The sequence below is a fragment of the Nonomuraea sp. NPDC003214 genome (assembly GCF_053590035.1).
Genome location: NZ_JBSFSX010000001.1, coordinates 392,507 through 417,710, shown reverse-complemented (window position 1 = coordinate 417,710; position 25,204 = coordinate 392,507). Strand labels below are relative to the sequence as shown.

Below are 25,204 nucleotides of genomic sequence, written 5' to 3'. Positions count from 1 at the left end.
GGTCAGCCTTTCGTAGCTCCTGCGGTGAGACCGCCGATGAGGTGGCGCTCGGCGACGGCGTAGAAGCCGAGCGCGGGCACCATGGCGAGCACCAGGTAGGCGAGGATGCGTGAGGTGTCGGAGCTGTACTGGCCCTGGAACTGCTGGATGCCGAGGGGCAGCGTCCAGCTCGCCTCGTCGCTGAAGACGACCAGCGGCAGCATGAAGTTGTTCCAGCTCCCGACGATGGCCAGCACCGACACGGTGGCGAGCGCGGGCCGGGCCATCGGCAGCAGGATGCGCCAGAAGAAGGCGAACGGGCCGCAGCCGTCGAGCGTGGCCGCCTCCTCGATCTCGCCCGGGATGCTCCGGAAGAAGCCGCGCAGGATGATGATCGTCAGCGGCAGCCCGAACGCCGCCTGTACGAGGATCACGCCCCACGCGTTGTCGACCAGGCCGAGCGTGCGCAGCATGACGAAGATCGGCAGGATGGCGACCGCGAACGGGAACATCAGCCCGGCCGTGAAGACCGTGAACAGCAGCTCCCTGCCCCGGAAGGCGAAGCGGGCGAACACGTACGCGGCCATGGCCGACAGCGACACCGTGACGATCGTGGTGAGCACCGCGATGAACGTGCTGTTCCACATCTGGCGCCAGAACGAGCCCGCGGCCAGCACCTCGGTGTAGTTGCCGGTCTCCCACGGGCTGGGCAGGCCGAACGGGTTGGTCGAGAGCTGGCTGGTGTCCTTGAAGCCGCCGAGGACCGCGTACACGATCGGGATGAGGATGAACGCGCCGACGATCCAGGCGATCGCGTGCAGGGGCAGGGTGGGTCGCTTCAACGGGTGTCTCCCATGGCGGTGGTCGCGCCCTCCAGGTCGCGGCGCATCACGAACCGCTGATAACCCAGGGCGAAGACGAGGCTGAGCACGAACATCACCACGCTGATCGCGCTGGCGTAACCCACCTGGGAGCGGCCGAAGCCGATGTCGAACATGGTGACGGCGAGCGTCTCGGTCGAGTGCGCCGGGCCGCCCTCGGTGAGGATCCAGACCAGGTCGAACAGCTGGATGGTGTAGATGACCGACAGGAACACGCTGATCCGGATCGTCGGCCCGAGCAGCGGCAGCGTGACGTGCCGGAAGACCTCCCAGCCGGTCGCGCCGTCGATCCTGGCGGCCTCCAGCAGCTCGTTCGGGATGTTCTGCCGGCCCGCCAGGTAGATCATCATGTGGAAGCCGAAGTACTTCCAGGTCATCACGACGAACAGCGACATGAGCGCGGTGTCCTGGTCCGCCAGGAACTCCGACTCCAGTCCGACCAGTCCGAGAATCCCGTTGGCCAGCCCGGAGGTGGGCGACAGGATCAGCGAGAACAGCACGCCGGTGATGACCTCGGACAGCACGTACGGCGAGAAGAACACCAGCCGGTAGATCGCCCGGCCGCGGATGCGCTGGTTGAGCAGCATGGCGATGCCCAGCGCCATCGGGAGCTGGACCACCAGGCAGAGCAGCACCAGGACCAGCAGGTGCCACATGTCGGTGAAGAAGATCTCGGACTCGAGCAGCCGGGTGAAGTTGTCGAAGCCGATGAAGTCGGTGGGAAGCCCGCCGAACCCGTTCCACTTGAAGCCGCTGGCGTAGACGGCCACCACGATCGGGGCCACCACCAGCAGCAGGAAGAGGGCGAGGGCCGGCAGGACGAACAGGGTGATCGTCACCCAGCTCCGCCGTCTTCCCCGGTTCGGGCGGGCGTGGGCCGGAAGCCGCCTGGCCTCCGGCCTACGGGTGATCGTCGTCATTCGCTCTTGGCCACTTCGGTGATGTCCTGGGCCACCTGCTCCGGGGTCTTGGCGCCGGCCAGCAGCTCGGCGACGCTGTCGTTGACCTCGGCGCCGACGGCGGGCGGGTAGGCCTGGTCGAGGTAGAGCTGGAAGCCCGTCGCGGTCGCCAGGGAGTCGGCCACGATCTTGAGGTTGGCGTCCTTGACCGCGCTCTCCTCGCCCTTGAGCACGGGGAGCACCGCGTTCTCCGCGACGGCCTTGGTGTGGTTCTCCTCGCTGGTGAGGAACTTCAGCAGCTCGATCGCCTCCGGCGGCGCGTCGGCGCCCACGGCCATGCCGCCACCGCCGCCGAACGCCTCGGTGATGGCGCCCTGGCCGCCCTCGACCGCCGGGAACGGGAAGAAGCCCAGGTCCTCGCCGAGGCCCTTGCCGGCGTCGATCTGCACGTTCGGGGCCCACTGGCCCATCAGCTCCATCGCGGCCTTGCCGTTGGAGACGGTGGCCGCCTGGCCGTCGGGGGTGGAGTAGGCGGCGCCGAGGAAGCCCTTCTGGAACGGCTGCAGGTCGGCCAGCGCCTTGAGCTGCTGCCCGGCCTGGACGAACGCGGGCTTGGTGAAGTCGTGGTCCACCGCCGCCTGCTGGAGCGCGGGCAGCCCGCCGATGCGCATGGCCAGGTAGGCCCAGTAGTAGTGGCCCGGCCACTTCTCCTTGCCGGCCAGGGCGATCGGCGTGATGCCGGCGGCCTTGAGCTTGCTGACCGCGTCGAGGTAGCCGGACCAGGTGGTCGGCGGCTCGGCGATGCCGGCCTTCTCGAAGAGCTTCTTGTTGTACCAGAAGCCGACCATGCCGATGTCGGTCGGCAGCGCGTACGTCTTGCCGTCGAACTGGTAGGCGGCCAGGGCGGCGGTGGTGAACGTGTCGATGACCGGGGCCACGTCGGCGGAGATGTCCTTGACCAGGCCGGCGTCGACCTGCTGCTTGAGCACGCCGCCGCCCCAGGTGGCGAACAGGTCGGGCGCCTTGCCCGACTGGGTGAGCGTGGTGACCTTGGACTTGTACGCCTCGTTCTCCAGCACCGTCATCTTGATGGTGACATGGGGATTGGCGGCCTGGAACTCCTTGGCGCGCTTCTCGTACACGGTTTTGAGCGGGTCGGACGTGGACAGGTGCCACCATTCCAGCGTGACCTTCTGCGGCGCGCCGGATTCGGACCCGGGCTGCGGCGCCTCGCCGCCTCCGCAACCCGCGACGAGCACGGCTGCCGCGATCAAGGTGACCGTTCGTTTCATTTCAGGGGCGCCCTTCATTGCGAACGAAAATTTCGTGAATCCCCCGATAATTTCGATGTCCGGAGCATAGGTAAACGCTGCGTTACGCGTCAATAGGTGTCATGGGAGCGATCCCACTACCCTCGTCACCCCGGATTCCGAAAGTTTCGGCTAAACTTCTGATCTATGTCTGCGAAGAGGCGGGTGACGATCGCCCTGATAGCCGAGGAGGCCGGGGTGTCGATCCCCACGGTGTCCAAGGTCATCAACGGTCGTCCCGAGGTCGCGCCGGCGACCCGGCACCGCGTCGAACGGCTTCTCCACAAGCACGGCTACCAGCGGCGCATCAGCCAGGACGACACCCCGGCCGGGCTGGTCGACCTGGTCTTCGCCGAGGTGGAGTCGCCCTGGGCGATGGAGATCGTGCGCGGCGCCGAGTCCGCCGCCCACGAGGCCGGGGCCAGCGTCGTCATCTCGGTCCTGCACACCCACGCCGGGCCCGGCCGCGACTGGCTCGACCGGCTCGCCGGGCGGCGCACCGACGGCGTGGTGATCGTCGCCTCCCGCCTGTCGGCCGGCGTCCAGGACCAGCTCGCCGCCCGCTCGCTGCCGTTCGTCGTGGTCGACCCCGACGGCGAGCCCGCGCCCGGCGTCGTGTCCGTCGGCGCCACCAACTGGAACGGCGGCCTGGCCGCCACCCGCCACCTGCTGGAGCTCGGCCACCGCCGCATCGGCATGATCAGCGGGCCCGCCGACATGCTGTGCAGCCAGGCCAGGATCGACGGCTACCGCGCCGCCCTGGAGACCGCCGGGGTACCGCTCGCGCCCGAGCTCATCCGCCGTGGCACCTTCCTCGTCGACTCCGGCCACGACCAGGGCCACGCGCTGCTCGCGCTCGACGAGCCGCCCACGGCCATCTTCGCCGGCTCCGACCTGATGGCGTTCGGCGTCTTCGAGGCCGCCCGCCAGCGCGGCCTGCGCGTCCCGCAGGACCTCAGCGTCGTCGGCTTCGACGACCTCCCGCTGTCGGAGTCCGCCTGGCCGCCGCTGACCACCGTGCGCCAGCCGCTGCAGGAGATGGCCGCGCTGGCCACCCGCACCGTCCTGGCCATGCGGCGCGGCGAGTCGCCCGAGGCCCGGCGCGTCGAGCTCGCCACCGAGCTGATCGTCCGCGAGAGCACCGCCGCCGTCTAGCGTTTCGGCGCCGGGGCGCGGGGCAGCCGCAGGGCATGATGCGTGACCTCGTCAACGGCGCCGTGAGCGGCACGCTGGCCACCGTCGCGATGAGCGGTGTCATGGTGGCCGGCGAGAAGGCCGGGCTGATGCGCGGCCAGCCGCCCAAGCACATCGCCCGCGGCCTGCTGCCCGGCAGCAAGCACCGCCGCAAGCCCGGCGAGGGAGTTCTCGGCGCGCTGGCCCACCTCGGCTTCGGCGCGGGCGCGGGCGCCGCCTTCGCGCTGCTGACCCGCGGCCGGACCCGCCGCGCCCCGCTCGCCGTCGGCTACGCGCTGACGATCTGGGTCGTCAGCTACTCCGGCTGGGCGCCGCGCCTGAGCCAGCTCCCGCCCATCGGGCGCGACGCCCCCGGGCGTCCCGCCGTGATGGCCGCCGGGCACGTCGTGTACGGGACCACGCTCGCCTTCCTGCTGAACCGCCTGGCCGTCCGTGACCCCGACCCGGCCGGCGTCCCCCAGGCTGCGGCCCCGCCCGTGCCCGTCGCCGGGCTGCTGGGCCTCTGATCTCAGCGGGCGGTGGCCGGGCTCAGCAGTTCGCGGGCCAGCGCCTCGCCCCACCACTGCTCGATCCGGCCGGGTGACCAGGAGCGCTCGACGTGGAGCGTCGTGTAGACGTCGATGTTGCACAGGGCGGCGTAGATGTCGACGGCGGTGGCGACGTCCAGGCCGGGCCGGAGCGTGCCGTCCGGCCACGAGGCGAACACCTGCGTGCGCAGCTCGCCGACCTGCCGCCGGCCCTGGAGGTAGAAGTCCGCGATCTCGGGCTCGGTGCGGCCCGCCTCACGTATCAGCGTGATGAGGTCGCCCGCCCGCTCGAACAGCCGCCGGTCGTAGCCGGCCATCGCCGCCAGGTGCCGCCGGGGGTCGCCGGTGGCCTCCAGCTCCTCGATCGCCTGGGGCAGGTCCGCGGCCAGGTCCGCGGCGTCGGCCAGCGCCCGGACCAGCCCCGCCTTGTTCTGGTACGCCGCGTAGACGGTCGGGACGGAGACCCCCGCCTCCCGGGCGACGTCGCGCACGGTGGTCGCGGCCCATCCCTGGGACAGGAACAGCCTGCGTGCGGCCTCGGCGATCTCGGCCCGCGTCTGATGGGCCTGCGCCACGCGGCGCAGCGAGGTGTAGCGGCGCCGCCCGGTCTCGTTCTCCATGATTGCGTCCAGACTTTCCGTGACTTACATTCAATATAAGTACCGTAAAACCAATTGGTGGTCACCGTGACCGTCACCAGTCTGGCGGGTGCGGCAGGCATGGGATTCGTCCTGCTCGCCATCGTCGTCAACGTCCTCTACGTCCGCGCCGGGCTCCCGCTGCCCACCTCCGGCCTGTCCCTGGACGCCACCACCGACGCGCTGGCCGGGATCGGCAAGCGCATCAACGCGCCCTCCGTGGTCGTGCCGGCCACCTGGCTGTTCACCACGCTGTTCGCCGCCGGGCTGCTCGCCGTGCTCTGGCGCGACGGGCAGACCGGCAGCAACATCTGGGCCCTGACCGGGTTCGCCGGGGTCCTCATGCAGAACGCCACCTTCATGGTGGTCGAGTCGCTCCGGTTCGGGACGGCCGCGGCCGCCCGGCACCACCGCGGCTCGGTCGCCGGGCTGTGGGCGTTCGGCAACGTGCTGTTCGGGTTCAACCAGGTCTTCCTGGCCATCGCGGTGCTCGGCTTCACCGCCGCCGGGGCGGGTCTCGCGTTCATCCCCGCCTGGCACGCCTGGCTGGGCTGGATCAGCGCCGCCCTGCTCTTCGTCTCCTCCGCGGCCGCCCCGTACAACGCCGAGGGCGCCGGCCGCGCCGGGGTGATCGGCCTGCTCGGCTGGGTCGGCTGGGCTGCCTGGATCGTCGTCTACAGCATCGCCCTGCTGGGCGTCTGAGCAAGGAGCACGCACGTGATACTCGTGACCGGAGCCACCGGCCGCATCGGCGGCCGGGTCGTCCACGAACTCACCGAGGCGGGCGCGCCCGTGCGGGCGCTCACCAGACGCCCCGGCGAGGCCCGGCTGCCCGGCGGCGCCGTCGCCGTGCCCGGCGACCTGCGGGAGGCGGCGTCCGTCGAGCCGGCGTTCGACGGCGTGGAGGTGGCCTACCTGTGCCCCGTGCCCGGATGGGCCCTCGCCGGCCTGCTGGCGCTCGCGCGGAAGTCCGGCGTGCGCCGGATCGTCCTGCTGTCCTCGGCGTCGCTGCCCGGCGGGCCCGGCCTCATCGAGCGGCAGCACCGCGCCAACGAGGACGCCGTACGCGCCTCCGGCCTGCCCTGGACGTTCGTCCGGCCGACCGCCTTCATGGCCAACGACCTGCCGTGGGCGCCCGCGATCCGGGCCGGGGACACCGTGCCCGCCGCCTTCCCCGCCGCCTCGCTGGCCCAGGTCGACGAGCACGACGTCGCCGCCGTGGTCGCCGCCGCCGTGCTGGACGACGGCCACGCCGGACGCACGTACGAGCTGTCCGGGCCGCAGGCGCTGACCACCGTCGAACGGGTCGCGATCCTCGGCGAGGTGCTCGGACGGACCCTCCGCTTCGCGGAGCTGACCCCGCAGGAGCTCCGCGCGGAACTCCTCGCCGGTCACCCGCCCGCGGTCGCGGACGCCATGATCGACGTCCTGGCCGCCGCCACCGGCACGACCGCCCCCATCCTCCCCGGCGTGCGCCAGGCCACCGGTCGCCCGCCGCACACCTACGCCGAGTGGGCCACCAGGAACGCCGGCCGCTTCCGCTGAGCGCCGGGACGCAAGTGCGGCCGCCTGCCCCCGGCGGTGCAGCCGTTCGTCGGTCACGTATGTAGACGAACGTCGGATCCGCCCACCCGGGCGGCCACCGTACGCTGGCGAACGTGCAGGTAAGCAAACGGATCGAGGCCGCCGTGCCGGCGCTGGTCGGCGCGCTGGTGCTCGTCGCCTCGGCGGTGGCCGTCACCGGCGGCGCCGCGTCCGCCTCGCCCGCGCTGCGGGGCGTCGCCGCCCTCGTGGCGGGCGGCGCGGCGGTGGTCGCCGTCCGCCGGTCCTGGTGGCCGCTCGCGATCATCGGCGCCGTGCTCTACCCCTGGCTGGTCATGTGGCCGCCCGTCGTCGTCGCGTCCTACTACGCGGGCACCACCTGGCGCACCCGGCGCGAGCTCGGCGCCTACCTGGGTTTGGCCGTCGTCATGATGGCCGCCTCGGTGCTGGCCGGCCGGGCGAGCGGCGGCACCCGCGAGATGGTCACCGCCACCCCCGCCAACGCCGCCCTCATGGCCGCCGCCATGGTCGGGCTGCCGCTGCTGCTCGGCCTGTGGGTGCGCGCCAAGCGCGAGGTGCTCGCCGCCGCCCGCGAGCGCGCCGACCGGCTCGAACGCGAGCAGGTCATGCGCGCCGAGCAGGCCCGCGCCCAGGAGCGCGCCCGCATCGCCCGCGAGATGCACGACGTCGTCGCGCACCGCGTCTCGCTCATGGTTCTCCACGCCGGCGCGCTCGAAGTGGGCGCCGCCGACGAGCGCACCACCGGCGCCGCCGCCATGATCGGCGACATCGGGCGGGAGGCGCTGACCAACCTGCGCGAGATCCTCGGCGTCCTGCGCGGCCCCGCCCAGCCGCCCGCCCTCGCCCCGCAGCCCACGCTCGACGACCTCGACCGCCTGCTCGACCAGTCGAGGGCCCTCGGCATCACGATCGGCAGGCACGCCCACGGCGAGGCCCGGCAGCTCGCCGCCACCGTTGAGCGCACCGCCTACCGCGTCGTCCAGGAGGCCCTGACCAACGTGCACAAACACGCCGCCGACGCCCGTACCGACGTCCACATCCGCTACCTGCCTGCCGAGCTCCGGGTCGAGGTGCGCAACGAGCCGCCCCCCGGCCCCGGCCGGACCCTGCCGGGCGCCGGCTGGGGGCTCGTCGGCCTGCGCGAACGGGTCGAGCTGCTCGGCGGCACGCTCCACGCCGGCCGGCGCGACGACGGCGGCTTCGACGTGATCGCCGCCATCCCGGCGGAGGCGGCAGGCGGGGTGAGCGCGTGATCCGGGTGCTCGTGACCGACGACGAGGCCCTGGTCAGGTCCGGCCTCCGGATGATCCTGGAGGCGGCCGGCGACATCGTGGTCGTCGGCGAGGCCCGCGACGGGGACGAGGCCGTCACGGCCGTGACCCGCCTCAGACCGCACGTCGTCCTCATGGACGTACGCATGCCGGGCGCCGACGGGCTGACCGCCGCCGCGCGGCTCCTGGCCGCCCCCGAGCCGCCCAAGCTGATCATGCTGACCACGTTCGACCTCGACGAGTACGTGCACGAGGCGCTGCGGCTCGGCGCGGTCGGGTTCCTGCTGAAGGACACCCCGCCCCGCGACCTCATCGCCGCCGTGCGCGCCGTCGCCGCCGGGCAGGCCATGCTGTCGCCGTCGGTCACCAAGCGGATCATCCACGCCTTCGTCGACAAGGCCCCCACCCGCGCCGAGGCGGCCCGCAGGCAGCTCGCCTCGCTGACCGGCCGCGAGGAGGAGGTGGTCAGGGCGCTGGCCCGCGGCCTGTCCAACGCCGAGATCGGCCGCGAGCTGCACCTGTCGGAGGCCACGGTCAAGGCCCACGTGAGCCGGGTGCTGGCCAAGCTCGACCTGACCAACCGCGTCCAGGCCGCCATCCTCGTCCACGACGCCGACCTCTGACGCCGTAAGGTCGTGTCCTGTGACGGAGTTGGAGCGGCATGCCGCACGATTGCGCGCGTTCGCCGCGGCACGCGACTGGGAGCAGTTCCACACGCCCAAGAACCTCGCCATGGCCCTGGCCGGTGAGGTCGGCGAGCTGGTCGCCGAGCTCCAGTGGCTCACGCCCGACGAGTCCCGCGCCCCCGACCCGGAGACGCTCGCCCGCGTCACCGCCGAGCTGGGCGACGTGACCAACTACCTGGTCCGGCTCGCCGACGTGCTCGGCGTCGACCTCGTCGCCGCGGCCTCGGCCAAGCTCGACACGGTCGAGCACCGCTACCCGAGCGACGCCTACCGGGGCTCCGCCCGCAAGGCCCCGCCCGCCTCCCCGTGACAACCCCGGGGGGAAGCGGCACCGCATAAGGTGACGGGCATGCGTTTTGGGGTGCTTGGCCCGCTGGCCGTGTGGACCGACGAGGGGGAGCCGGTCACGATTCCCGGGCTGAAGGTGCGCGCCCTGCTGGCCGACCTGCTCGCGCACGAGGGCCGTACGGTGTCGGCCGACCGGCTCGTGGACGACCTGTGGGGCGACGAGCCGCCCGGCAACCCGTCGGCCGCCCTCCAGGTCCGCGTCTCCCAGCTCCGCAAGGCGCTGGAGGACGCCGAGCCCGGCGGCCGGGAGCTGATCGTCTCCAAGGCCCCCGGTTACCTGCTGCGCGCCGCCGACGTGGACGCCGTGCGGTTCGCGGAGCTGCTGGCCCGGGCCGAGGCCGCGGGCAGCCCGGGAGCCAGGGCGGCGCTGCTCGGCGACGCGCTCGCGCTGTGGCGCGGGGCTGCGTACGCGGACTTCGCCGACGAGGAGCACCTGCGCACGGCGGTCACCCGGCTGGAGGAGCAGCGGCTGACGGCGCTGGAGCTGCACGCGGAGGCCCGCCTGGAGCTGGGCGAGCACGGCCTGCTGGTGGGCGAGCTGGGCGACCTGGTGGCCCGCCACCCGCTGCGCGAGCGGCTGCGCGCGGCGCAGATGCGGGCGCTGTACCGGGCCGGCAGGCAGAGCGACGCGCTGGCCGCCTACGCCGAGCTGCGCGAGCGGCTGGCCGACGAGCTCGGCCTCGACCCCGGGCCCGACCTGGTGGCGCTGCACCAGGCGATCCTCGGCCAGGACCCCGCCCTGAACGCGCCGGCCGAACGCCCGGCGACGAACCTGCCCGCCGCGCTGAGCAAGCTGATCGGCCGCGAGGACGCGCTGGCGGAGGTGCACTCGCTGCTCGGCACCGAACGGCTGGTGACGCTCACCGGCAGCGGCGGCGTCGGCAAGACGCGGCTGGCGCTGGAGACGGCCTCCCGGATGGTGGGGGAGTTCTCCGGCGGGGCGTGGCTGGTGGAGCTGGCGCCGCTCGACCGGCGCACGCCGTCGCTGGCTGAGCCGGTGCTGGCGGCGCTCGACATCCGGCAGGACGCCGGCTCGGGCACCCCGGCCGAGCGGCTGGCGGACGCGCTGCGCGACCGCCACCTGCTGCTCGTGCTGGACAACTGCGAGCACGTCGTCGAGCAGGTCGCCGAGCTGGCCGAGCTGCTGCTGCGGGCCGCGCCCGAGCTGCGCATCCTGGCCACGAGCAGGGAGCCGCTGGCCGTCGACGGCGAGGTGCTGTGGGCGGTGCCGCCGCTCGGCGTCCCCGACAGCACCGACCTGACGGTCATGGCGGGCTCGGACGCGGTGCGGCTGTTCGTGACCAGGGCCGCCGCGTCGGCGCGCGGGTTCGCGCTCGACGCGGGCAACGCGCAGGCGGTCGCGCAGCTCTGCCGCCGCCTCGACGGCATCCCGCTGGCGCTGGAGCTGGCCGCGACCCGGGTGCGGCTGCTCGGCGTGCACGGCGTGGTGGCGCGGCTGGACGACCGGTTCCGGCTGCTGGCCTCCGGGCAGCGGGGCGCGCCGCCGCGCCAGCAGACGCTCATGGCCGTGATCGACTGGAGCTGGGACCTGCTGTCCGACCCGGAGCGGGCGGTGCTGCGCCGCCTGGCGGTGCACGCCGACGGCTGCACGCTGGAGGCCGCCGAGGCCGTGTGCGCCTCCGCCGATGCGGCGTCTTCGGACGTGCTCGACCTGCTGGGCCGGCTGGTGGACCGCTCGCTCGTCGTCGTGGCCGACGGCCCGTCGGGCGTCCGCTACCGCATGCTGGAGTCGGTGACCGAATACTGCCTGGCCAGGCTCGCCGACGCGGGCGAGCTCGACGCCGTACGCCGTGCGCACGCCGGCTACTACGCGGAGCTCGCTGAGGCGGCCGAGCCGCACCTGTACGGGCGCGAGCAGCGTGTTTGGCTGCAACGGCTCGACGCCGAGTCCGCCAACCTGCGCGCCGCCCTGGCCACCGCCGCCGACCAGGGCACGCCCGCGACCGCGCTGCGCCTGGTGAACGCGCTCGGCTGGTACTGGTACCTGCGGGGCAGGCCCGCCGAGGCTCGCCGCGCGTTCGACGTGGCGCTGGCCGGGGCCCCGGCGGGCGACCAGGCGGCGGCGCGGGCCGCCGCCTGGCGGGCCGGGTTCGCGCTGGTGCTGGGCGAGGAGACCGACAGGGAGGGGCCGCTGCGCGACATCGCCGACCCCGGGGTACGGGCGCGGGCCGAGCTGTTCCTCGGCATGAACGCGCCCGACCTGCCGACGTGCGACGAGCTGATCGGCCGGGCGCTGACCGTGTTCCGCCGCAACGGCGACACCTGGGGCGTGGCGGCGGCGCTGAGCAAGCAGGCGATGTCCGCGTTCACCCGCCGCGACCACGACGCGCTGGCGCGTGACGGCGAGGAGAGCGCCCGGCTGTTCCGGGAGCTGGGCGACCGGTGGGGCCTGTTGCAGGCCACCGAGTGGCTGGCCGGGCACGCCGAGATGGCGGGCGACGTCGAGCGGGCCGTCGAGCTGTTCACCGAGAACCTGCGCATGGCCGAGGAGCTGGAGCTGTGGTCGGAGGCGGCCCGCCACACCGCCTGGCTCGGCTGGATCGCCCTGCAGAGCGCCGAGTACGGCAGGGCGCTGGAGCTGTGTGGCAAGGCGCTGCGCCAGGCCGCCTCCCAGGGCCACCGGGACATCGGGCTGATGGCCGAGATGGGCCTGGCGCTCGCCGCACGCCGCACGGGTGAGCTGGACCTGGCCGGCCGGCACCTGCACCGGCTGCTCGACGGGGTGCCGCGCGGGCCGGGCGTCGAGCCCGCGCTGCACCTGCCAGTCACGCTCACGGAGCTGGGCTTCCTCACCGAGCTGCGCGGCGACCCGGCGGGCGCGGCGCGCCTGCACCTGGAGGCGCTGGAGGCCGCGCAGCGGATCGGCGACCCGCGCTCGTCGTCCGGAGCGGCGGAGGGCCTGGCCGCGGCGCTCGCGGCGGCGGGCTCGCACCGCGCCGCCGCCCGCCTGCTCGGGCTGGCCGCCGCCGTCCGCGACCACCACAACACCCCGGCCGGGCCGTCCGAGCAGGAGGAGATCGCCCGCGTCACCGCCGCCGCCCGCGCCGGTCTCGGCGAGCCGGGGTTCGCCGAGGCGTACGAGGACGGGGCCCGCCTCAAGCTGGAGGACGCCGCCGACCTGGCCACGACGCCGTCCGGCGGCTGACCGGGCGCCGTCCGGCGGCTGACCAGGCGCCGTCCGGTGGCTGGCCGGGCGCCGTCCGGCGGCTATGCGAGGGTCTCCCCGAGGCGGTCGAGGAAGCCCGCCCAGCCCGAGCCGCCGCCGGTGTTGACGCCGCGCTGGCGGAAGCGCATGCGCGTGCCGCCGGCCGCCTCGGTCAGCTCGACCGTCACCACCGACGCGGGCCCGTCGCCCGGATCGTCCGGATCGCCGGTGGTGAACACCAGCCGCCCCGGCGCCGCCACCTCCCGGTAGACGCCGTCCAGCAGCACCTCGAACCCGTCGCCGTCACGGAACCTCGCCCGCCACGCCCCGCCGGGACGCACGTCCAGCACCGCCTCCGTGCTCATGTCCGGCGGCCCGAACCACCGGGCGAACCGCCCCTCCTCGGTCCACGCCCGGAAGACCCGCTCCCGGGGCGCGTCGAAGACGCGGATGATCTCGTACTGGCTCAACGTGCCGCCTTTCCCAGGGGTTGACGCTCCCACGCTCCTACGGTGCCGGGCGGCGCTTACGATCGCCTTCAGCCGCCCTTACGGCCCCCCGAACCGCGGCACGGCGGTCGCACGCGCTCCACGGCCGGGCCGCTAGGCTGCGCGAGTGGACAGCGCAGAACTGAAGGACCGCGTACGCGAGCTGCGAGCCGAGGGCCGCTCGCCCAAGGAGATCGCCCGCGCCCTGGGCGTGTCGCCGTCGGTCGTCGCGCCGCTGGTGCGCGAGATCGCGGCCGAGGGCGCCGGCTCCGGCGGCGAGGCCGAGCTCATCGGCTGCTGGACCAACGCCGGCTGGAGCGACGGCCTCGGCGTCGACCCGGCGCGCGGCTGGACCGACGACGAGCCCGGCACGGGCGGCGGCATGGTGTCGGTGCTCGTCGCCCGCCGCCACGGCTGGGACAAGATGACGGTCGGCGGCTTCCTCGCCGACGTCTACTGCCTGGGCATCAAGTACGTGGCCGGTCCCGACGTGCTCAGCGAGCGCGACCTGCGCCGCTTCCGAGACTACTTCTTCAGCGACTACAAGAGCTGGCAGGAGGTGCCGCTGGAGCTGGCGCAGACGCTGGTGTTCGGCTCGGAGCAGTACGCGCGCACGCTCGGCTTCGAGCCGCACGAGGACTTCGCGTCCGTGTCGCCGCTGCTCGGCACGTGGGAGGGGCCGTCGGCGATCACGTTCGGGCGTGACGGCAGGCCGTTCTACCAGCCGGGTCCCGTCGACGACCCGGGCAAGGTCGTCCGCGTGCTGCGGCGCACCCTGTCCGACGACGAGTTCGACTACGTGACCGACAAGTCACCCGCGCTCTGACTCCCGCTCCGGCCCGCGGATGATCAGGTTGCGGCCCAGCCGCCAGGTGCCGCCGCCCCGGCAGGCTCCGCGCATGCCCTCCAGCGTGCCGGGCGGCGCCAGCGCCACGGCCCCGGCCGTCGAGGCGAAGCCGAACGTGCGCGCAGGGTCCCAGCCGGTGCTCTGCCGCAGCCGGGCGGCCATCCGCGCCCAGCCGAGGGGCGGCCCGGCCACCACCCAGGCGTCCGGCGGCCCGGCGGCGAACCGCCTGGCCTGACGCAGCCACGACGCCGCCTCCTCCGGCCAGTCGACCACCGCGAGCACGGTGCCCGGCCAGATCGCGAGGAAGGCGTCCACCGAGGCGCCCCGGCCGTGCCCCACGACGACCGTCTCCGCCCGGGCCTGCGCCAGCAGCCGCAGCACGGCGTCCAGCTCCGCCGCCGTCGGCGTGCTCACGCGGCGTCGTGGAAGACGAGGCCCAGCGTGTGCCGCAGCCCGGACCGTACGACGCTGACGCCGTGCCGCACCGGCGCGGCCGACCAGCCGCGCGAGGAGCGCACCGGCCGGTCGCGGGTGGTGAACACCAGCCCGCGACCCTGCGGCAGCAGCGTCGCCGTGCCGCGCGACTGGGCCCGGGGCCGCTGCTCGACCATCATGAACTCGCCGCCCGTGTAGTCCTCGCCCGGCCGGTCCAGGCCGATCACCACCTGGAGCGGGAACACCAGGTCCCCGTACAGGTCGCGGTGCAACGCGTTCCAGTCGCCTTCGCGGTAGCGCAGCAGGATGGGCGTCGGCCGGGTCTGCCCGGCCTCGTGGCACAGCTCCAGCCAGGCGCCCAGGTCGTCGGGCCAGGGCGCGGGGCGGCCCAGGCGCGCCGCCCAGTCGCGGGCGATCGGCAGCAGCCTCGGGTAGAGGGCTTCGCGCAGCTCGGCGACCGCGGGCGGGAACGGGTGCCGGAAATATCGGTACTGTCCGCGGCCGAACCGGTGACGTTCCATGTCCACCGTCGACCGGAACCGCCCGGCCTCGTCGTACAGTCCGGCGATCTCCGCGCACTGCGCGGGCGTGAGCAGCGGCTCCGTCAGCGTGAAGCCGTAGGCGTCGAGTTCGTCCAGGTTCATAACCAGATAAACACCGCCGCCGCCCGGGAAGTCGGCAGTTTTCGGACCTCTGAACACCTGCGTACGATCGGCGTACGGCCGAACGAGGAGTGTAGTCATGGCGGAATCCCGGGAGCACCAGTTCAACGGCACGCGCGGCGTCAACGTCGTCCGCGAGTGGCCACACCCCGACCCCCGCTACGTCGCGCTCCTCGTCCACGGCTACGGCGAGCACATCGGCCGCTACGAGCACGTCGCCGACACCCTCGTCCGCCACGGCGCCGCCGTCTACGGCCCCGACCACATGGGCCACGGCAGGTCCGCCGGCGAACGGGTGCTCATCGAGGACTTCGAGGACGTCGTCACCGACGTGCACACCGTGGAGCGGCAGGCCCGCGCCGACCACCCCGGCGTGCCCGTCGTGCTCATCGGCCACTCGATGGGCGGCCTCATCGCCGCCCGCTACGCCCAGCGCTACGGCGCCGGCCTGGCCGCGCTCGTCCTGTCGGGGCCGGTGATCGGCGTCTGGGAGGTCGTCGACACGCTGCTCCCGCTCGACGAACTCCCCGACACGCCGCTCGACCCGGCCACGCTCTCCCGCGACCCGGCCGTCGGCGCCGCCTACGCCGCCGACCCGCTCGTCTGGCACGGCCCGTTCAAACGCCCCACGCTCCGCGCCCTCGCGACCACCCTGGAGACGATCACCAAGACCGGCAGCCTGGGCCCGCTCCCCACCCTGTGGATCCACGGCGCCGACGACCAGCTCGTCCCCCTCGCCGGCAGCCGCACCGGCATCGACGCCGTCCGGGGCGACGACCTCACCGAGCGCATCTACCCGGAAGCCCGGCACGAGGTGTTCAACGAGACGAACCACGACGAAGTGCTCGCCGACGTCACCGCCTTCATCGACCGCGTCCTCACCTCACCGGACGTCTAACCACACGTACCCGGAGCCCCGGGTCCTGGACAGCTCCACCTTCCAGCACCCGGGCTCCGGGAACACCCACCCCGTGCCCCACTCATGACCGGGCCGCCGCCAGCTCGACCCGCCGTGCTCCTCCAGCCACACCAGCCTGGCCCGCCGCCCATCCAGCGACGCCGCCGCCCGCAACGGGCCCTCCCCGGTCATCCGCCACACGATCTTCACCTCCGCCCCCGCCTCGAACGGCACCTCGGCGAACAGCAACCCCCACAGCTCCGCGCCCCGCCCCGCGCCCTTCACCTCGGGAAACCCCGCCTCCGACGCGCTCATGACCGTCCCCCCGCAGGTCCTGCGCGCATCCCCGGGAGACGCCACGGGAGAGGTGGCGGGCGTGGCCACAGGAGAGGTCGCGGGCGTGGCCACGGGCGTGGACGCCCCCGCCTCTTCGGCCCTGCCCGCCCCCGCGGACTCCGCCGCACACCCAGCCACCAGTACGACGAACACCGCACCCACCACCATCAGCCGCATACCACCCCTACAGCCCGAACCCCTGGCAGGTTCCCGGACAACCGCCTCATCGACCGATGACTTTCACCCGCCCCCGGCGTCAACCCTTCCGAGTACGCGTTCCGTACAGGAGGAGGCGCAACCATGGCCCAACCGCAGACGCCCACGGTCCCGACGCCGTCCACCGCGGCCCTCCTGGACCGGGCCATCGCCTACACCACCGGCTCCCTGCACCTCGTCACCCCCGCCGCCCTCCACCGCCCCACCCCGTGCGCCGCCTGGACCCTGGCCGACCTCCTCGCCCACATGAACGACTCCTTCCAGACCCTGTACGAAGCCGCCACCCACGGCCACATCCCACCCCCGGCCCGCGACGCCCCCACCCCGGAAACCGTCGCACCCCGCCCCGCCGTCCCCCTCGCACGTGACGCCCCCACAGCCGTCCCGTACGGCATCCCGGCCCCGGTGCCTCCCCCCAGCGCCCCGGAGTGCCCCTTCCCTCAGAACGTGAACGTGCAGACGGAGGCCGGCGAGTTGCGCGGAGCGGCCTGCGCGACGCTCGGCGCGTGGTCCGGGGCGGTCAGAAGCGCCGTGGTCTCCGTCGGCGGGCTCCCGCTGGCGGCGGAGCTGGTCGCCGGGGTCGGCGCCGTCGAGATCACCGTGCACGGCTGGGACGTCGCCCAGGCCTGCGGACACCCCCGGCCGATCCCGGCCACGCTGGCCGGTGAACTGCTGGAACTGGCCGCCCTCTTCGTCACCCCCGCCGACCGCCCCACCCGCTTCGCCCCACCCCGCAGCGTCCCCTCGAACGCCCCGGCCGAAGCCCGCCTCCTCGCCTGCCTCGGCCGCGACCCGAATGCCTCATGACCACCCACTCCGGCCCGTTCGACTGGACTTACCGGACCTGAAGAATGATCAGCCCGTTGTAACAGGGCACATGGAGGAGGCGGCGTTCCTCGGTGACGCGGTGGGACCATGCCCCTTGAGTCGATGAGTCGGCGCATGTCGGTCGGGGGCGCACCTCAACTGATCACCTGGCTCGGCATGTCGAGCCAGTAGCACTGCCCCTGCGGGCCGACCGTCATGCCGAACCGGTCGCGGCGGGGCTCGCCCCACCGCACCCACTGGAAGTAGGCGGCCACGACCTCGTCCCACACCGGCCGGTCGCTCAGCTCGTACAGCTTGTACTCAGCCTTCCCTTCCTCCCAGATGACCAAGGCCTTCTCCCGCGCCTCGGTGGTGCTCGACACCCAGACCAGGAAGCGCCCGGGTTCGGTGCGTGTGTCCAGCCGCAGCCCCGTCAGCGCGGCGATGGCCAGCCTCGCGCCGGGCGGCGCCCGGACGACCATGCGAGGGTCGACGCGTGTGGTGCTCTCCCGCGGCTGAACCCCTGCCGGGTCCGGCAAATAGACGGGGCGCTGCGACCGCATGGCCATGTAGTCGGCGTACTCGCGAAAGCGGCCCTGCGCGGTGCCATCATCCAGCACGACCAGGCGCAGCACATGCCCGTCCCCGACCCCCGTGTGGATGGGGGTGACGATCACCGCCCCGGGCCGGCACTGATCGATCCAGACGTACGGCACCGTCCGCACCGCACAGGTGGCGTGCACGCGGTCGAACGGCCCGCGATCGGGGGCCCCTTCCGCGCCGTCACCGACGACCAGGTGCGGTCGCAGGCCCGCCTCGGCGAGGTTCTTCGCCGCTGCCTCCGCGAGAACCGGGTCGACCTCCAACGAGGTGATGTTCTGCTCTCCGGCCAGGTGGCAGAGCAGCGCGGCCGTCCAGCCCGTGCCGGTGCCGATCTCCAGGACACGATCGCCGGGCTGAGGATCGAGGAGTTCGAGCAGGTCGGCGACCGTCGCCGGCGCGGATGACGACGAGCTGTAGTTGCCGTCCAAGGTGGCGAGGTCGGTCGCGCCGTCATCGAGCTGGGTGACGATCGCCGTCTCGGTGTAGACGCTGGTCATCCACAGCTCGGGGTCCTTGTCCCGGTCGATCAGGAACGGCGGCCGGTCGCCGTCGGCGATGAGCGCTATGGGTGGGACGTACCTGTGGCGGGGCACTGACCGCAGCGCGCGTTCGATCCGGCTGTCGACCGGTGCCCGCACCTCTTCGATGCGGGCGATCATGGCGTCCAGCAGGAGGCCGAGTTCGGTCACTTCTTGCCGCCGTCGGCTGGCTTCTCCCGGGATCCGCCTCCCTGTCCCGCCCCGTCTTTCGATTGGTCCTTACCGGGCTTGAACTCCTCGTAGCCGTGCTTCTTGTCGCCCTCGTGCTTACCACCCATAGCGACCTCCATGTGTTGCCTAACGTGACTGTAAAGTCGCTCAGCGATACGGGACAAGCGAATTCACCGGGCCGCACGCACCCGGACCACGCGCACCGAGCGACCGGGCTCATCGAGGGCCGCTCGTGATCGTCCCGTAGAGGCCCGTGTGGAGGCCGTGACAGGTCCCCTGTCATTGCTGGTCAGCCCGTACGGGGGAGCGCGAACCAGGTCGCCTTGCCTGCCATTCCGGGGCACGTGGCGAACGCCTGCTGGATGCACCCGTACACCCGACTGCGGCGGCCCGGCCCGCGGTGTGACGGGCCGCGGGTCCCGCTTGCCGACCCGTCAAGGGAGGAGGGTGCCCTGGGGGTCGTCGGTGGGGTCGGCGCCGAGGGTTTCCAAGACCTGTTGCCCGTATTTGGCCAGTTTGTTCTCGCCGACTCCCGTGACCGTGCCGAGCTGGGACAGGGAGGTCGGGCAGAGGGTGGCGATCTCGCGCAGGGTGGCGTCGTGGAAGATGACGTACGCCGGGACGCCCTGCTCCTTGGCCGTGGCGGCGCGCCAGGCGCGCAGGAGCTCGAAGCGGGCGGCGGCGTCGGGGTCGAGGTCGGCGGCGGCGGGGCGGGGGGAGCCGCCGGACGAGGAGGAGCGGGCCGGGCGCGGCGGGCGTTTGGCGTCGCGGCGCAGCGGGACCTCGCGCTGCCCGCGCAGGACGTCGGCGCTGGCGTCGGTGAGGACGAGGGTGCCGTGGGCGGGTTCGACGGCGAGCAGGCCGTGGGCGAGGAGCTGGCGGACGACGCCGTGCCATTCGGCGTTGCCCAGCTCGGAGCCGACGCCGAAGACGGTGAGCGAGTCGTGGCCGTGTTGCAGCACCTTGGCGGTGGTCTTGCCGAGGAGGATGTCGACGATCTGGCCGACGCCGAACTTCTGGCCGCGCTCGCGCTTGAGGCGCAGGACGGTGGAGAGCACCTTCTGGGCGGCGACCGTGCCGTCCCAGGACTCGGGCGGGGCCTGGCAGGTGTCGCAGTTGCCGCACGGGGGGCTGCCGGGCTGGCCGAAGTAGTCGAGCAGCATCGCGCGGCGGCAGCTCACGGTCTCGCAGAGGGCGAGCATGGCGTCGAGGTGGAGCGCCTGGCGGCGGCGGTGCTGCTCGTCGCCCTCCAGGGCGAGGCGCCGGTGCTGGACGACGTCCTGCAGCCCGTAGGCCATCCAGGCGGTCGCGGGCAGGCCGTCGCGGCCGGCCCGGCCGGTCTCCTGGTAGTAGCCCTCGACGGACTTGGGCAGGTCGAGGTGGGCGACGAAGCGCACGTCGGGCTTGTCGATGCCCATGCCGAACGCGATGGTCGCGACCACGACGAGGCCGTCCTCGCGCAGGAAGCGGGCCTGGTGGGCGGCGCGGGTGCGGGCGTCGAGCCCGGCGTGGTAGGGGACGGCGGCGATGCCGTGCTCCACCAGGAACGCGGCGATCTTCTCCACGGAGGAGCGGGACAGGCAGTAGACGATGCCGGCGTCGCCGGGGTGCTCCTCGCGCAGGAAGTCGAGGAGCTGCCGCTTGGGCTCGCTCTTGGCGGTGATCCGGTAGTGGATGTTGGGGCGGTCGAAGCCGGCCACGAAGTGGCGGGCCTGCTGCAGGCCGAGCCGTTCGGCGATCTCGGCGTGGGTGGCGGGCGTGGCGGTCGCGGTGAGCGCGATGCGCGGCACGTCCGGCCAGAGCGCGGGCAGCTCCGACAGCGCGAGGTAGTCGGGCCGGAAGTCGTGGCCCCACTGGGAGACGCAGTGCGCCTCGTCGATGGCGAACAGCGAGATCCGCCCCTTGGACAGCAGCCGCACCGTGGACTCGACCCGCAGCCGCTCGGGCGCGAGATAGAGGAGGTCGAGCTCGCCGGCCAGGAACTCGGCCTCGACGAGCTGTCTCTCGTCGTGGTCCTGGGTCGAGTTGAGGAACCCCGCCCGCACGCCGAGCGCTCTCAGCGCGTCGACCTGGTCCTGCATGAGCGCGATCAGCGGCGAGACGACCACGCCGGTGCCGGGCCGCACCAGCGCGGGGATCTGGTAGCACAGCGACTTGCCGCCGCCGGTCGGCATGAGCACGAGCGCGTCGCCGCCGCCCACCACCTGATCGATGATCTCCTGCTGGCCCGCCCGGAACGAGTCGTAGCCGAACACGCGGTGCAGAACCTCGATGGGGGTATCCATGCGGCTACCTTACGTGTTCGGGGTCGGTCGCAGGCCCAGTTCGCCCACGGCGATCGTAGGCCATCAGGGCGAGCGCCCCGAGCACGCAGCAGGCCGCGACGGCCGCCATCACGGCCGGGTAGCCGGCGACCTGGGCCACTCCGGCGGCGAGCAGCGGGGCGAGGGCCTTGGCCACGGTGATGGGCAGCGCCAGGGCCCCGCTGATGCTCCCGTACGCGTCCGTGCCGTAGCGGTCGGCCAGCAGGGCGGGCCGGGCGATGGTGCCGACGCCGAACCCCAGCCCGAACAGGACGACCGCGGCCACCGCCCCCGCCGGGTCGCGCCCGATCGCGGGCAGCAGCAGCGCGGCCGCCCCCTGGAGGGCGAACATCGCCGCGGTGATCAGCGACACGCGCCAGCGCGCCTGGAGCCCGGTGGTCACGATCCGCCCGGTCACCGACAGCACCCCGAGCAGCCCGGCCGCCGTCGCGGCGAACAGCGGCGAGTGCCCCAGCGTGATCAGGTACGTGACCAGCAGCACGCCCATGACGGCCACCGCCCCGGTCTGCGTCAGGAACGCCGCCGCCAGCAGCCAGAACGCCCGGTCGCGCAGCGCCGCCCCCACCGGCCGGCCGGGCGCCCGGGCCCGTGGACGGCTCCGTACGGCGAGCGCGTGCAGCGGGACGGCGGCCAGCCCGTACCCGACCGCCAGCACGACCAGGGCCTGCCGCCAGCCGTAGCGGTCGACGAGGAACCCGGTCAGCGGCAGGAAGACGCTGGAGGCGAACCCGGCGACCACCGTGACGGCCAGCAGCGCCCGCGCCCGCCGCGCGGCGTCGAACCAGGCCACGAGCACCGCGAACGCGGCCTCGTACAGGACCATCGCGGAGGCGACGCCGAGTGCCGCGCACGCGAGGTAGAGCTGCGCGACCGTGCGGACCTGCGACCAGGCCAGCACGGCGGCGGCGCCCAGCGCCGAGCCGGCCGTCATGATGCCGCGCCCGCCGTAGCGGTCCAGGCCGCGCCCGACGACGGGCGCGACGAGCGCCGACACGAGCACCGAGACCGTGATCGCCCCGGTGAGCTCCGCCACTCCGGCGCCCAGTTCGCGGGACATCGGCGTGATAAAAACCGAAAAAGCGTAATAAAGGACGCCGTACCCGGCGGTTTGCGTGATCGCCAGCGCCCCCACCATCCGCGCCGCCCGCATGGTCACGCCCGGAGCCCTTCCCGCTTCCCCGGCCCGGCATACGGCCTCCAGCCCCGGCATACAGTGATAATCCTCACGCGCCGGGCATGAGCCCCCGTTATGAATCACAGCTATGTCGTCACCGGAGCCGGACGTGGGATCGGCAGGGCCGTCGTGGAGCGGCTCGGCCCCGCCACCGTGGTGGCCGTGGAGCGCGATCCCGCCGCCCTCGGCTGGGCGGGCCCCGGCGTCATCCCGGTGATCGGTGACGCGGCCGACGAGGCCGTCCTCGTGCGTGCCGCCGGTCTCGCCGAGGAGGCCGGCACGCTGGCCGGATGGGTGAACAACGCGGCGGTCTTCCGCGACGCCGCGCTCCACACGTCCCCGGCCGGCGAGATCCGCGCGCTGATCGCCGCCAACCTGGACCTGGCGGTCACGGGCTGCGCCGTCGCCGTGCGCCGCTTCCTGGCCGCCGGGACCGGGGGCGCGATCGTCAACGTCACCTCCCACCAGGCCCGCCGCCCGGTCCCCGGCAGCCTCCCGTACGCGACGGCCAAGGCCGCCGTCGAGGGCCTGACCAGGGCGGTCGCGGTCGAGTACGGCAGGCACGGCATCCGGGCGAACGCGGTGGCGCCCGGTTCGGTGGCGACCGAGCGGTACGAGCGGCTGCTGGCCGAGCGGCCGGGAACGGAGGAGGAGATGGCGGTGTTGCACCCGCTGGGCCGGGTCGCCACCCCGGCCGAGGTGGCCGACGCGGTGGCGTACCTGCTGTCGGCCTCCTTCGTCACCGGCGTGACGCTGCCCGTGGACGGCGGCCGGACGGTGCTAGGGCTCGACCCGGAGGCGCGGGAATGAAAACCATTGCCGCATGGTTGCACGGGCCATGAAGAAGAACCTGCACCCCGAATACCGCCCCGTCGTCTTCCGTGACCCCAGCGCCGGGTTCGCCTTCCTCACCCGCTCCACGGTGACCGGCCGCGAGCGCGTCGAGTGGGAGGACGGCCGCACCTACCCGGTCGTCGACGTCGACGTGTCGTCCGCGAGCCACCCCTTCTACACCGGACGCGGCCGCATCGTCGACAGCGCGGGCCGGGTCGAGCGCTTCCGTCAGCGCTACGGGAAGGCGTGACCCGTCGTCAAGCATGCCCCGGTCAACGACGGGTAAATGCTTCTCACCGGCGTGAGAACGATGGTGAGCGCACGATGGGTCTGTCTGGAAGGGAGCGCCGCATCCTCGCGGACATCGAGCTGGCTCTGGAGAGGGACGATCCGGAGCTGGCCAGGCGGGTGGCGGCCATCAACAGGATCGAGTCCGGCGGCGACGCGGCGATGACGCGCGCCGCCGATCCGCCCGCGCTGCGGGTCACCCGGGCGCGCGGCAGGCCGGTGGTGCGCCGCTGGATGGTCGTCCTGGCCGTGACGCTGATGGTGTTCCTACTGGCGGTGGCGGTCGCGACCGCCTGACCGCGCCCGCCGGTGCCTGAGCACCAGCAGGTCGAGGGCGGCGATGAGCGCCACGGCGGCCGCGATCGCCGCCTCCCATGCCCACACCGCCTCTCCGGTGCTCATGGCCCGCACGACGAAGAACACGGCCGCCGCCGCGCCCAGCACCAGCGCGACCACCGACAGCACCCGGCGCGCGCCCAGCGGGCTGCGCGCGGTCACCGGCTCGGTGCCTTCACGGTTCCGCAGCCACATGACGGCTCTCCTCTCAGGCCAGGCAGCGCAGCGCCGAGACGAGCCGCTGGTCGAGCGGGTGCGTCTCGGGCAGCCGCCCCACGGTGGCCGCGACGAACTCCGGATAGGACAGGCTGGCGCTCGCCCCGCCGGCGTGCGCCCAGATCTGCTCGGCCGTCGGCTCGACCTGGACGTCCGCGCCCCGCTCGGCCAGCGCGAAGCGGCCGACGGCGGCCCGCCAGAGCGTCCGGCCCTCCGCCTCCTCGTCGGAGACGGGCGCGCCGACGTCGTCGGCGTGGGTGGCGTACTCGGAGTCGTAGTGGAAGGTCTGCTTGCCCACCGGGTACGGCCCGGCCATGGTCTCCAGCGTCGCGTACGGGCCGAGCTCGCGCATGCGGGCCCGGGTGTCGCCGTTCTTGGTGCGCCACTCCTCCAGCACCTCGGCGACCGGCACGCCGCGCCGCTCCCGCACGCACCACTCGTTGAACTCGTCATAGCCGGAGATGCCCTGCGACTCCATCAGCTCACGCAGCTCGGGCAGGGTCCCGTCGAGGCACGCCTGGTTGTAGAGCTCCTCGCCGGCCAGGTGGCCGAGCACGTCGCGGACCGTCCACCCGGCCGCCCGTGAGGGACGCCGCCAGCCTTCCTCGTCCAGCCCCGAGAAGAACCGGTCCAGCCGGGCCGCCTCGGTGTCGAAGATGTCGAACGGGTCGAAGTCGCGGAGCAGATCTTCAGCCATACCTGCGCGCTACCCCCAGGACCGCGCCTCTCACCGGGGCCGCCGAACGGCGAAGGCCCGGCCCCCCACGTTGGGGGACCGGGCCGTCAGTCGTCAGGGCTTAGCGGTGCCAGCCCCAGGAGGAGACGCGCACGTAGTCGTGACGGCTCTCGGCGCCGTCACGCTTCCAGTCGCCCTTGTAGACGGCCTTGAACGTGCCGCTCTTGTAGGCCTTGGTGCTCGCGTGGAAGTCGCCGCGCCAGTTGGTGCGGTCGGAGTCGACCCACTTCCAGCCGCTGTGGCCGTTGGCGCGGTAGTAGATGTGCACCTTCTGGTTGCGCAGGGGCTCCCAGCCACGGTCGTCGGCCTGGAGGCGGCCGGAGAAGTGGATGGTGCGGCCCTTGCGGACCTTGTACGGGTCGGCGGAGAACCGGGTGATCCGGGTGTCGGCCTTGCCCGCGCGGATGTCCACGTAGAAGCGGATCGTGTCGGTGGCGACCTTGTCACCGTCGTCGTCGAAGGCGACCGCGGTGGCCTTCCACTTGCCCTCGACGTCGTTCTTGTTGAAGGGCACCGAGAAGAGCCACTTCTCCAGCTCGCGCACGTCGCGGGCGACGAGGGTGCGGGCCGCGCGGCCGTCGGGCTCGACGCTGAGCTCGACGCGCTCGACGTCGGAGCTGGCGCCGACCTTGAACTTGGCGGTGGTCTCGCCGTCGCCCCGGACGACCACCGGGTTGGGCGAGATGTCGAGGATCTCGACCTCGGACGCCTTGGCGGTCGCGCTCGCGGCGCCACCGGACACCAACATGGTGCCGCCCACCAGGGCGGAGACGATGCCTACAGCGATTTTCTGCATGAGGGTGCTGATTCCTCTCCCCGTATCGCTGGAGCC

At 73.2% G+C, this 25,204-nt stretch carries 29 protein-coding genes; 14 read left to right on the top strand and 15 right to left on the bottom strand.

Annotated features, from left to right (window positions below):
• Window positions 1-2 precede the first annotated feature (2 nt).
• The 3 genes from ACWDXC_RS01990 to ACWDXC_RS01980 form a co-directional block, all read right to left on the bottom strand.
• A complete protein-coding gene (locus tag ACWDXC_RS01990; protein ID WP_219505373.1) occupies window positions 3-821 on the bottom strand; it encodes a carbohydrate ABC transporter permease in 819 nt (272 codons plus the stop codon).
• Window positions 818-1,699: a carbohydrate ABC transporter permease gene (locus ACWDXC_RS01985; protein WP_364179508.1), complete on the bottom strand. Its 882-nt coding sequence runs from the start codon at window positions 1,697-1,699 to the stop codon at window positions 818-820. The genes ACWDXC_RS01990 and ACWDXC_RS01985 overlap by 4 nt, the downstream gene beginning before the upstream one ends.
• Before the next feature lie 77 nt (window positions 1,700-1,776).
• Entirely contained in the window at window positions 1,777-3,051 is a 1,275-nt protein-coding gene (locus tag ACWDXC_RS01980) for an extracellular solute-binding protein (protein ID WP_219505376.1), read from the bottom strand.
• Window positions 3,052-3,216: 165 nt separating this feature from the next.
• On the opposite strand from ACWDXC_RS01980, the gene ACWDXC_RS01975 reads away from it, so the two are divergent.
• Complete coding sequence (locus ACWDXC_RS01975) at window positions 3,217-4,224, top strand: LacI family DNA-binding transcriptional regulator (protein ID WP_219505378.1); 1,008 nt, start codon at window positions 3,217-3,219, stop codon at window positions 4,222-4,224.
• Between the two features lie 35 nt (window positions 4,225-4,259).
• The gene (locus ACWDXC_RS01970) at window positions 4,260-4,769 is read left to right on the top strand and encodes a DUF6789 family protein (RefSeq protein WP_449977000.1); all 510 of its coding nucleotides are present in this window, start codon (window positions 4,260-4,262) and stop codon (window positions 4,767-4,769) included.
• Window positions 4,770-4,771: 2 nt separating this feature from the next.
• On the opposite strand, the gene ACWDXC_RS01965 is transcribed toward ACWDXC_RS01970, so the two are convergent.
• Window positions 4,772-5,410 (bottom strand): TetR/AcrR family transcriptional regulator, encoded by a 639-nt coding sequence (locus ACWDXC_RS01965; protein ID WP_219505380.1) that lies wholly within the window; start codon window positions 5,408-5,410, stop codon window positions 4,772-4,774.
• A gap of 66 nt (window positions 5,411-5,476) precedes the next feature.
• On the opposite strand from ACWDXC_RS01965, the gene ACWDXC_RS01960 reads away from it, so the two are divergent.
• The 6 genes from ACWDXC_RS01960 to ACWDXC_RS01935 all read left to right on the top strand — a co-directional run bounded on the left by ACWDXC_RS01960 (window position 5,477) and on the right by ACWDXC_RS01935 (window position 12,462).
• Window positions 5,477-6,130 (top strand): hypothetical protein, encoded by a 654-nt coding sequence (locus ACWDXC_RS01960; protein WP_449976997.1) that lies wholly within the window; start codon window positions 5,477-5,479, stop codon window positions 6,128-6,130.
• A 15-nt stretch (window positions 6,131-6,145) separates the two neighbouring features.
• Complete coding sequence (locus tag ACWDXC_RS01955; RefSeq protein WP_449976994.1) at window positions 6,146-6,973, top strand: NAD(P)H-binding protein; 828 nt, start codon at window positions 6,146-6,148, stop codon at window positions 6,971-6,973.
• 113 nt (window positions 6,974-7,086) lie between these two features.
• On the top strand, window positions 7,087-8,244 hold the full coding sequence (locus tag ACWDXC_RS01950; protein ID WP_449976992.1) for a sensor histidine kinase: 1,158 nt from the start codon (window positions 7,087-7,089) through the stop codon (window positions 8,242-8,244).
• Window positions 8,241-8,885, top strand: a complete 645-nt coding sequence (locus ACWDXC_RS01945; protein ID WP_219505389.1) for a response regulator — start codon at window positions 8,241-8,243, stop codon at window positions 8,883-8,885. Before ACWDXC_RS01950 ends, ACWDXC_RS01945 begins: the two co-directional genes overlap by 4 nt.
• A gap of 19 nt (window positions 8,886-8,904) precedes the next feature.
• On the top strand, window positions 8,905-9,258 hold the full coding sequence (locus ACWDXC_RS01940) for a nucleotide pyrophosphohydrolase (RefSeq protein WP_364179496.1): 354 nt from the start codon (window positions 8,905-8,907) through the stop codon (window positions 9,256-9,258).
• A 39-nt stretch (window positions 9,259-9,297) separates the two neighbouring features.
• Window positions 9,298-12,462, top strand: a complete 3,165-nt coding sequence (locus ACWDXC_RS01935; RefSeq protein ID WP_449976988.1) for an AfsR/SARP family transcriptional regulator — start codon at window positions 9,298-9,300, stop codon at window positions 12,460-12,462.
• 62 nt (window positions 12,463-12,524) lie between these two features.
• Here ACWDXC_RS01935 and ACWDXC_RS01930 read toward each other — a convergent pair whose 3' ends face one another.
• A complete protein-coding gene (locus ACWDXC_RS01930; protein WP_449976985.1) occupies window positions 12,525-12,932 on the bottom strand; it encodes an SRPBCC family protein in 408 nt (135 codons plus the stop codon).
• A gap of 145 nt (window positions 12,933-13,077) precedes the next feature.
• Between ACWDXC_RS01930 and ACWDXC_RS01925 the strand changes: the two genes are divergently transcribed.
• A complete protein-coding gene (locus tag ACWDXC_RS01925) occupies window positions 13,078-13,776 on the top strand; it encodes a helix-turn-helix domain-containing protein (RefSeq protein ID WP_308125762.1) in 699 nt (232 codons plus the stop codon).
• Here the strand turns inward: ACWDXC_RS01925 and ACWDXC_RS01920 are convergent.
• The gene (locus tag ACWDXC_RS01920) at window positions 13,762-14,211 is read right to left on the bottom strand and encodes a hypothetical protein (protein ID WP_449976983.1); all 450 of its coding nucleotides are present in this window, start codon (window positions 14,209-14,211) and stop codon (window positions 13,762-13,764) included. The genes ACWDXC_RS01925 and ACWDXC_RS01920 overlap by 15 nt on opposite strands.
• Window positions 14,208-14,876 (bottom strand): 2OG-Fe(II) oxygenase, encoded by a 669-nt coding sequence (locus ACWDXC_RS01915; protein ID WP_449976980.1) that lies wholly within the window; start codon window positions 14,874-14,876, stop codon window positions 14,208-14,210. The genes ACWDXC_RS01920 and ACWDXC_RS01915 overlap by 4 nt, the downstream gene beginning before the upstream one ends.
• A gap of 97 nt (window positions 14,877-14,973) precedes the next feature.
• Between ACWDXC_RS01915 and ACWDXC_RS01910 the strand changes: the two genes are divergently transcribed.
• Window positions 14,974-15,792 (top strand): alpha/beta hydrolase, encoded by an 819-nt coding sequence (locus ACWDXC_RS01910; RefSeq protein ID WP_449976977.1) that lies wholly within the window; start codon window positions 14,974-14,976, stop codon window positions 15,790-15,792.
• On the opposite strand, the gene ACWDXC_RS01905 is transcribed toward ACWDXC_RS01910, so the two are convergent.
• On the bottom strand, window positions 15,778-16,107 hold the full coding sequence (locus ACWDXC_RS01905; protein ID WP_449976975.1) for a hypothetical protein: 330 nt from the start codon (window positions 16,105-16,107) through the stop codon (window positions 15,778-15,780). The genes ACWDXC_RS01910 and ACWDXC_RS01905 overlap by 15 nt on opposite strands.
• Before the next feature lie 321 nt (window positions 16,108-16,428).
• On the opposite strand from ACWDXC_RS01905, the gene ACWDXC_RS01900 reads away from it, so the two are divergent.
• Window positions 16,429-17,151 (top strand): maleylpyruvate isomerase N-terminal domain-containing protein, encoded by a 723-nt coding sequence (locus tag ACWDXC_RS01900; protein WP_449976973.1) that lies wholly within the window; start codon window positions 16,429-16,431, stop codon window positions 17,149-17,151.
• A gap of 155 nt (window positions 17,152-17,306) precedes the next feature.
• On the opposite strand, the gene ACWDXC_RS01895 is transcribed toward ACWDXC_RS01900, so the two are convergent.
• The 4 genes from ACWDXC_RS01895 to ACWDXC_RS01880 form a co-directional block, all read right to left on the bottom strand.
• Complete coding sequence (locus ACWDXC_RS01895; RefSeq protein WP_375075001.1) at window positions 17,307-18,443, bottom strand: methyltransferase domain-containing protein; 1,137 nt, start codon at window positions 18,441-18,443, stop codon at window positions 17,307-17,309.
• The gene (locus ACWDXC_RS01890; RefSeq protein WP_281427003.1) at window positions 18,440-18,571 is read right to left on the bottom strand and encodes a hypothetical protein; all 132 of its coding nucleotides are present in this window, start codon (window positions 18,569-18,571) and stop codon (window positions 18,440-18,442) included. Before ACWDXC_RS01890 ends, ACWDXC_RS01895 begins: the two co-directional genes overlap by 4 nt.
• Before the next feature lie 327 nt (window positions 18,572-18,898).
• Window positions 18,899-20,749, bottom strand: a complete 1,851-nt coding sequence (gene recQ / locus ACWDXC_RS01885; RefSeq protein WP_449976968.1) for a DNA helicase RecQ — start codon at window positions 20,747-20,749, stop codon at window positions 18,899-18,901.
• Between the two features lie 4 nt (window positions 20,750-20,753).
• Window positions 20,754-21,923: an MFS transporter gene (locus tag ACWDXC_RS01880; RefSeq protein ID WP_449978146.1), complete on the bottom strand. Its 1,170-nt coding sequence runs from the start codon at window positions 21,921-21,923 to the stop codon at window positions 20,754-20,756.
• A gap of 114 nt (window positions 21,924-22,037) precedes the next feature.
• Between ACWDXC_RS01880 and ACWDXC_RS01875 the strand changes: the two genes are divergently transcribed.
• The 3 genes from ACWDXC_RS01875 (at window position 22,038) to ACWDXC_RS01865 (ending at window position 23,381) form a co-directional block, all read left to right on the top strand.
• On the top strand, window positions 22,038-22,772 hold the full coding sequence (locus ACWDXC_RS01875; RefSeq protein WP_449976966.1) for an SDR family NAD(P)-dependent oxidoreductase: 735 nt from the start codon (window positions 22,038-22,040) through the stop codon (window positions 22,770-22,772).
• 28 nt (window positions 22,773-22,800) lie between these two features.
• Window positions 22,801-23,046 (top strand): type B 50S ribosomal protein L31, encoded by a 246-nt coding sequence (locus tag ACWDXC_RS01870; protein ID WP_449978144.1) that lies wholly within the window; start codon window positions 22,801-22,803, stop codon window positions 23,044-23,046.
• A gap of 74 nt (window positions 23,047-23,120) precedes the next feature.
• Entirely contained in the window at window positions 23,121-23,381 is a 261-nt protein-coding gene (locus tag ACWDXC_RS01865; RefSeq protein ID WP_219505412.1) for a DUF3040 domain-containing protein, read from the top strand.
• On the opposite strand, the gene ACWDXC_RS01860 is transcribed toward ACWDXC_RS01865, so the two are convergent.
• From ACWDXC_RS01860 to ACWDXC_RS01850, 3 genes are all read right to left on the bottom strand, one after another.
• The gene (locus ACWDXC_RS01860; protein WP_219505414.1) at window positions 23,352-23,615 is read right to left on the bottom strand and encodes a DUF6343 family protein; all 264 of its coding nucleotides are present in this window, start codon (window positions 23,613-23,615) and stop codon (window positions 23,352-23,354) included. The genes ACWDXC_RS01865 and ACWDXC_RS01860 overlap by 30 nt on opposite strands.
• Before the next feature lie 13 nt (window positions 23,616-23,628).
• Window positions 23,629-24,333 carry a maleylpyruvate isomerase family mycothiol-dependent enzyme gene (locus ACWDXC_RS01855; protein ID WP_364179472.1) on the bottom strand — a complete coding sequence of 235 codons (705 nt, stop codon included), beginning with the start codon at window positions 24,331-24,333 and terminating at the stop codon, window positions 23,629-23,631.
• Between the two features lie 100 nt (window positions 24,334-24,433).
• Window positions 24,434-25,168 carry a hypothetical protein gene (locus tag ACWDXC_RS01850; protein WP_449976962.1) on the bottom strand — a complete coding sequence of 245 codons (735 nt, stop codon included), beginning with the start codon at window positions 25,166-25,168 and terminating at the stop codon, window positions 24,434-24,436.
• Window positions 25,169-25,204 lie beyond the last annotated feature (36 nt).

Coding starts and splice junctions, on each gene's coding strand:
- ACWDXC_RS01855 (WP_364179472.1), bottom strand. CDS start 24,333: ATGGCTGAAGATCTGCTCCGCGACTTCGACCCGTTCGACATCTTCGAC.
- ACWDXC_RS01870 (WP_449978144.1), top strand. CDS start 22,801: ATGAAGAAGAACCTGCACCCCGAATACCGCCCCGTCGTCTTCCGTGAC.
- recQ (WP_449976968.1), bottom strand. CDS start 20,749: ATGGATACCCCCATCGAGGTTCTGCACCGCGTGTTCGGCTACGACTCG.
- ACWDXC_RS01865 (WP_219505412.1), top strand. CDS start 23,121: ATGGGTCTGTCTGGAAGGGAGCGCCGCATCCTCGCGGACATCGAGCTG.
- ACWDXC_RS01915 (WP_449976980.1), bottom strand. CDS start 14,876: ATGAACCTGGACGAACTCGACGCCTACGGCTTCACGCTGACGGAGCCG.
- ACWDXC_RS01980 (WP_219505376.1), bottom strand. CDS start 3,051: ATGAAACGAACGGTCACCTTGATCGCGGCAGCCGTGCTCGTCGCGGGT.
- ACWDXC_RS01935 (WP_449976988.1), top strand. CDS start 9,298: ATGCGTTTTGGGGTGCTTGGCCCGCTGGCCGTGTGGACCGACGAGGGG.
- ACWDXC_RS01975 (WP_219505378.1), top strand. CDS start 3,217: ATGTCTGCGAAGAGGCGGGTGACGATCGCCCTGATAGCCGAGGAGGCC.
- ACWDXC_RS01890 (WP_281427003.1), bottom strand. CDS start 18,571: ATGGGTGGTAAGCACGAGGGCGACAAGAAGCACGGCTACGAGGAGTTC.
- ACWDXC_RS01875 (WP_449976966.1), top strand. CDS start 22,038: ATGAATCACAGCTATGTCGTCACCGGAGCCGGACGTGGGATCGGCAGG.
- ACWDXC_RS01905 (WP_449976975.1), bottom strand. CDS start 16,107: ATGAGCGCGTCGGAGGCGGGGTTTCCCGAGGTGAAGGGCGCGGGGCGG.
- ACWDXC_RS01900 (WP_449976973.1), top strand. CDS start 16,429: ATGGCCCAACCGCAGACGCCCACGGTCCCGACGCCGTCCACCGCGGCC.
- ACWDXC_RS01965 (WP_219505380.1), bottom strand. CDS start 5,410: ATGGAGAACGAGACCGGGCGGCGCCGCTACACCTCGCTGCGCCGCGTG.
- ACWDXC_RS01860 (WP_219505414.1), bottom strand. CDS start 23,615: ATGTGGCTGCGGAACCGTGAAGGCACCGAGCCGGTGACCGCGCGCAGC.
- ACWDXC_RS01910 (WP_449976977.1), top strand. CDS start 14,974: ATGGCGGAATCCCGGGAGCACCAGTTCAACGGCACGCGCGGCGTCAAC.
- ACWDXC_RS01970 (WP_449977000.1), top strand. CDS start 4,260: ATGATGCGTGACCTCGTCAACGGCGCCGTGAGCGGCACGCTGGCCACC.
- ACWDXC_RS01850 (WP_449976962.1), bottom strand. CDS start 25,168: ATGCAGAAAATCGCTGTAGGCATCGTCTCCGCCCTGGTGGGCGGCACC.
- ACWDXC_RS01880 (WP_449978146.1), bottom strand. CDS start 21,923: ATGGTGGGGGCGCTGGCGATCACGCAAACCGCCGGGTACGGCGTCCTT.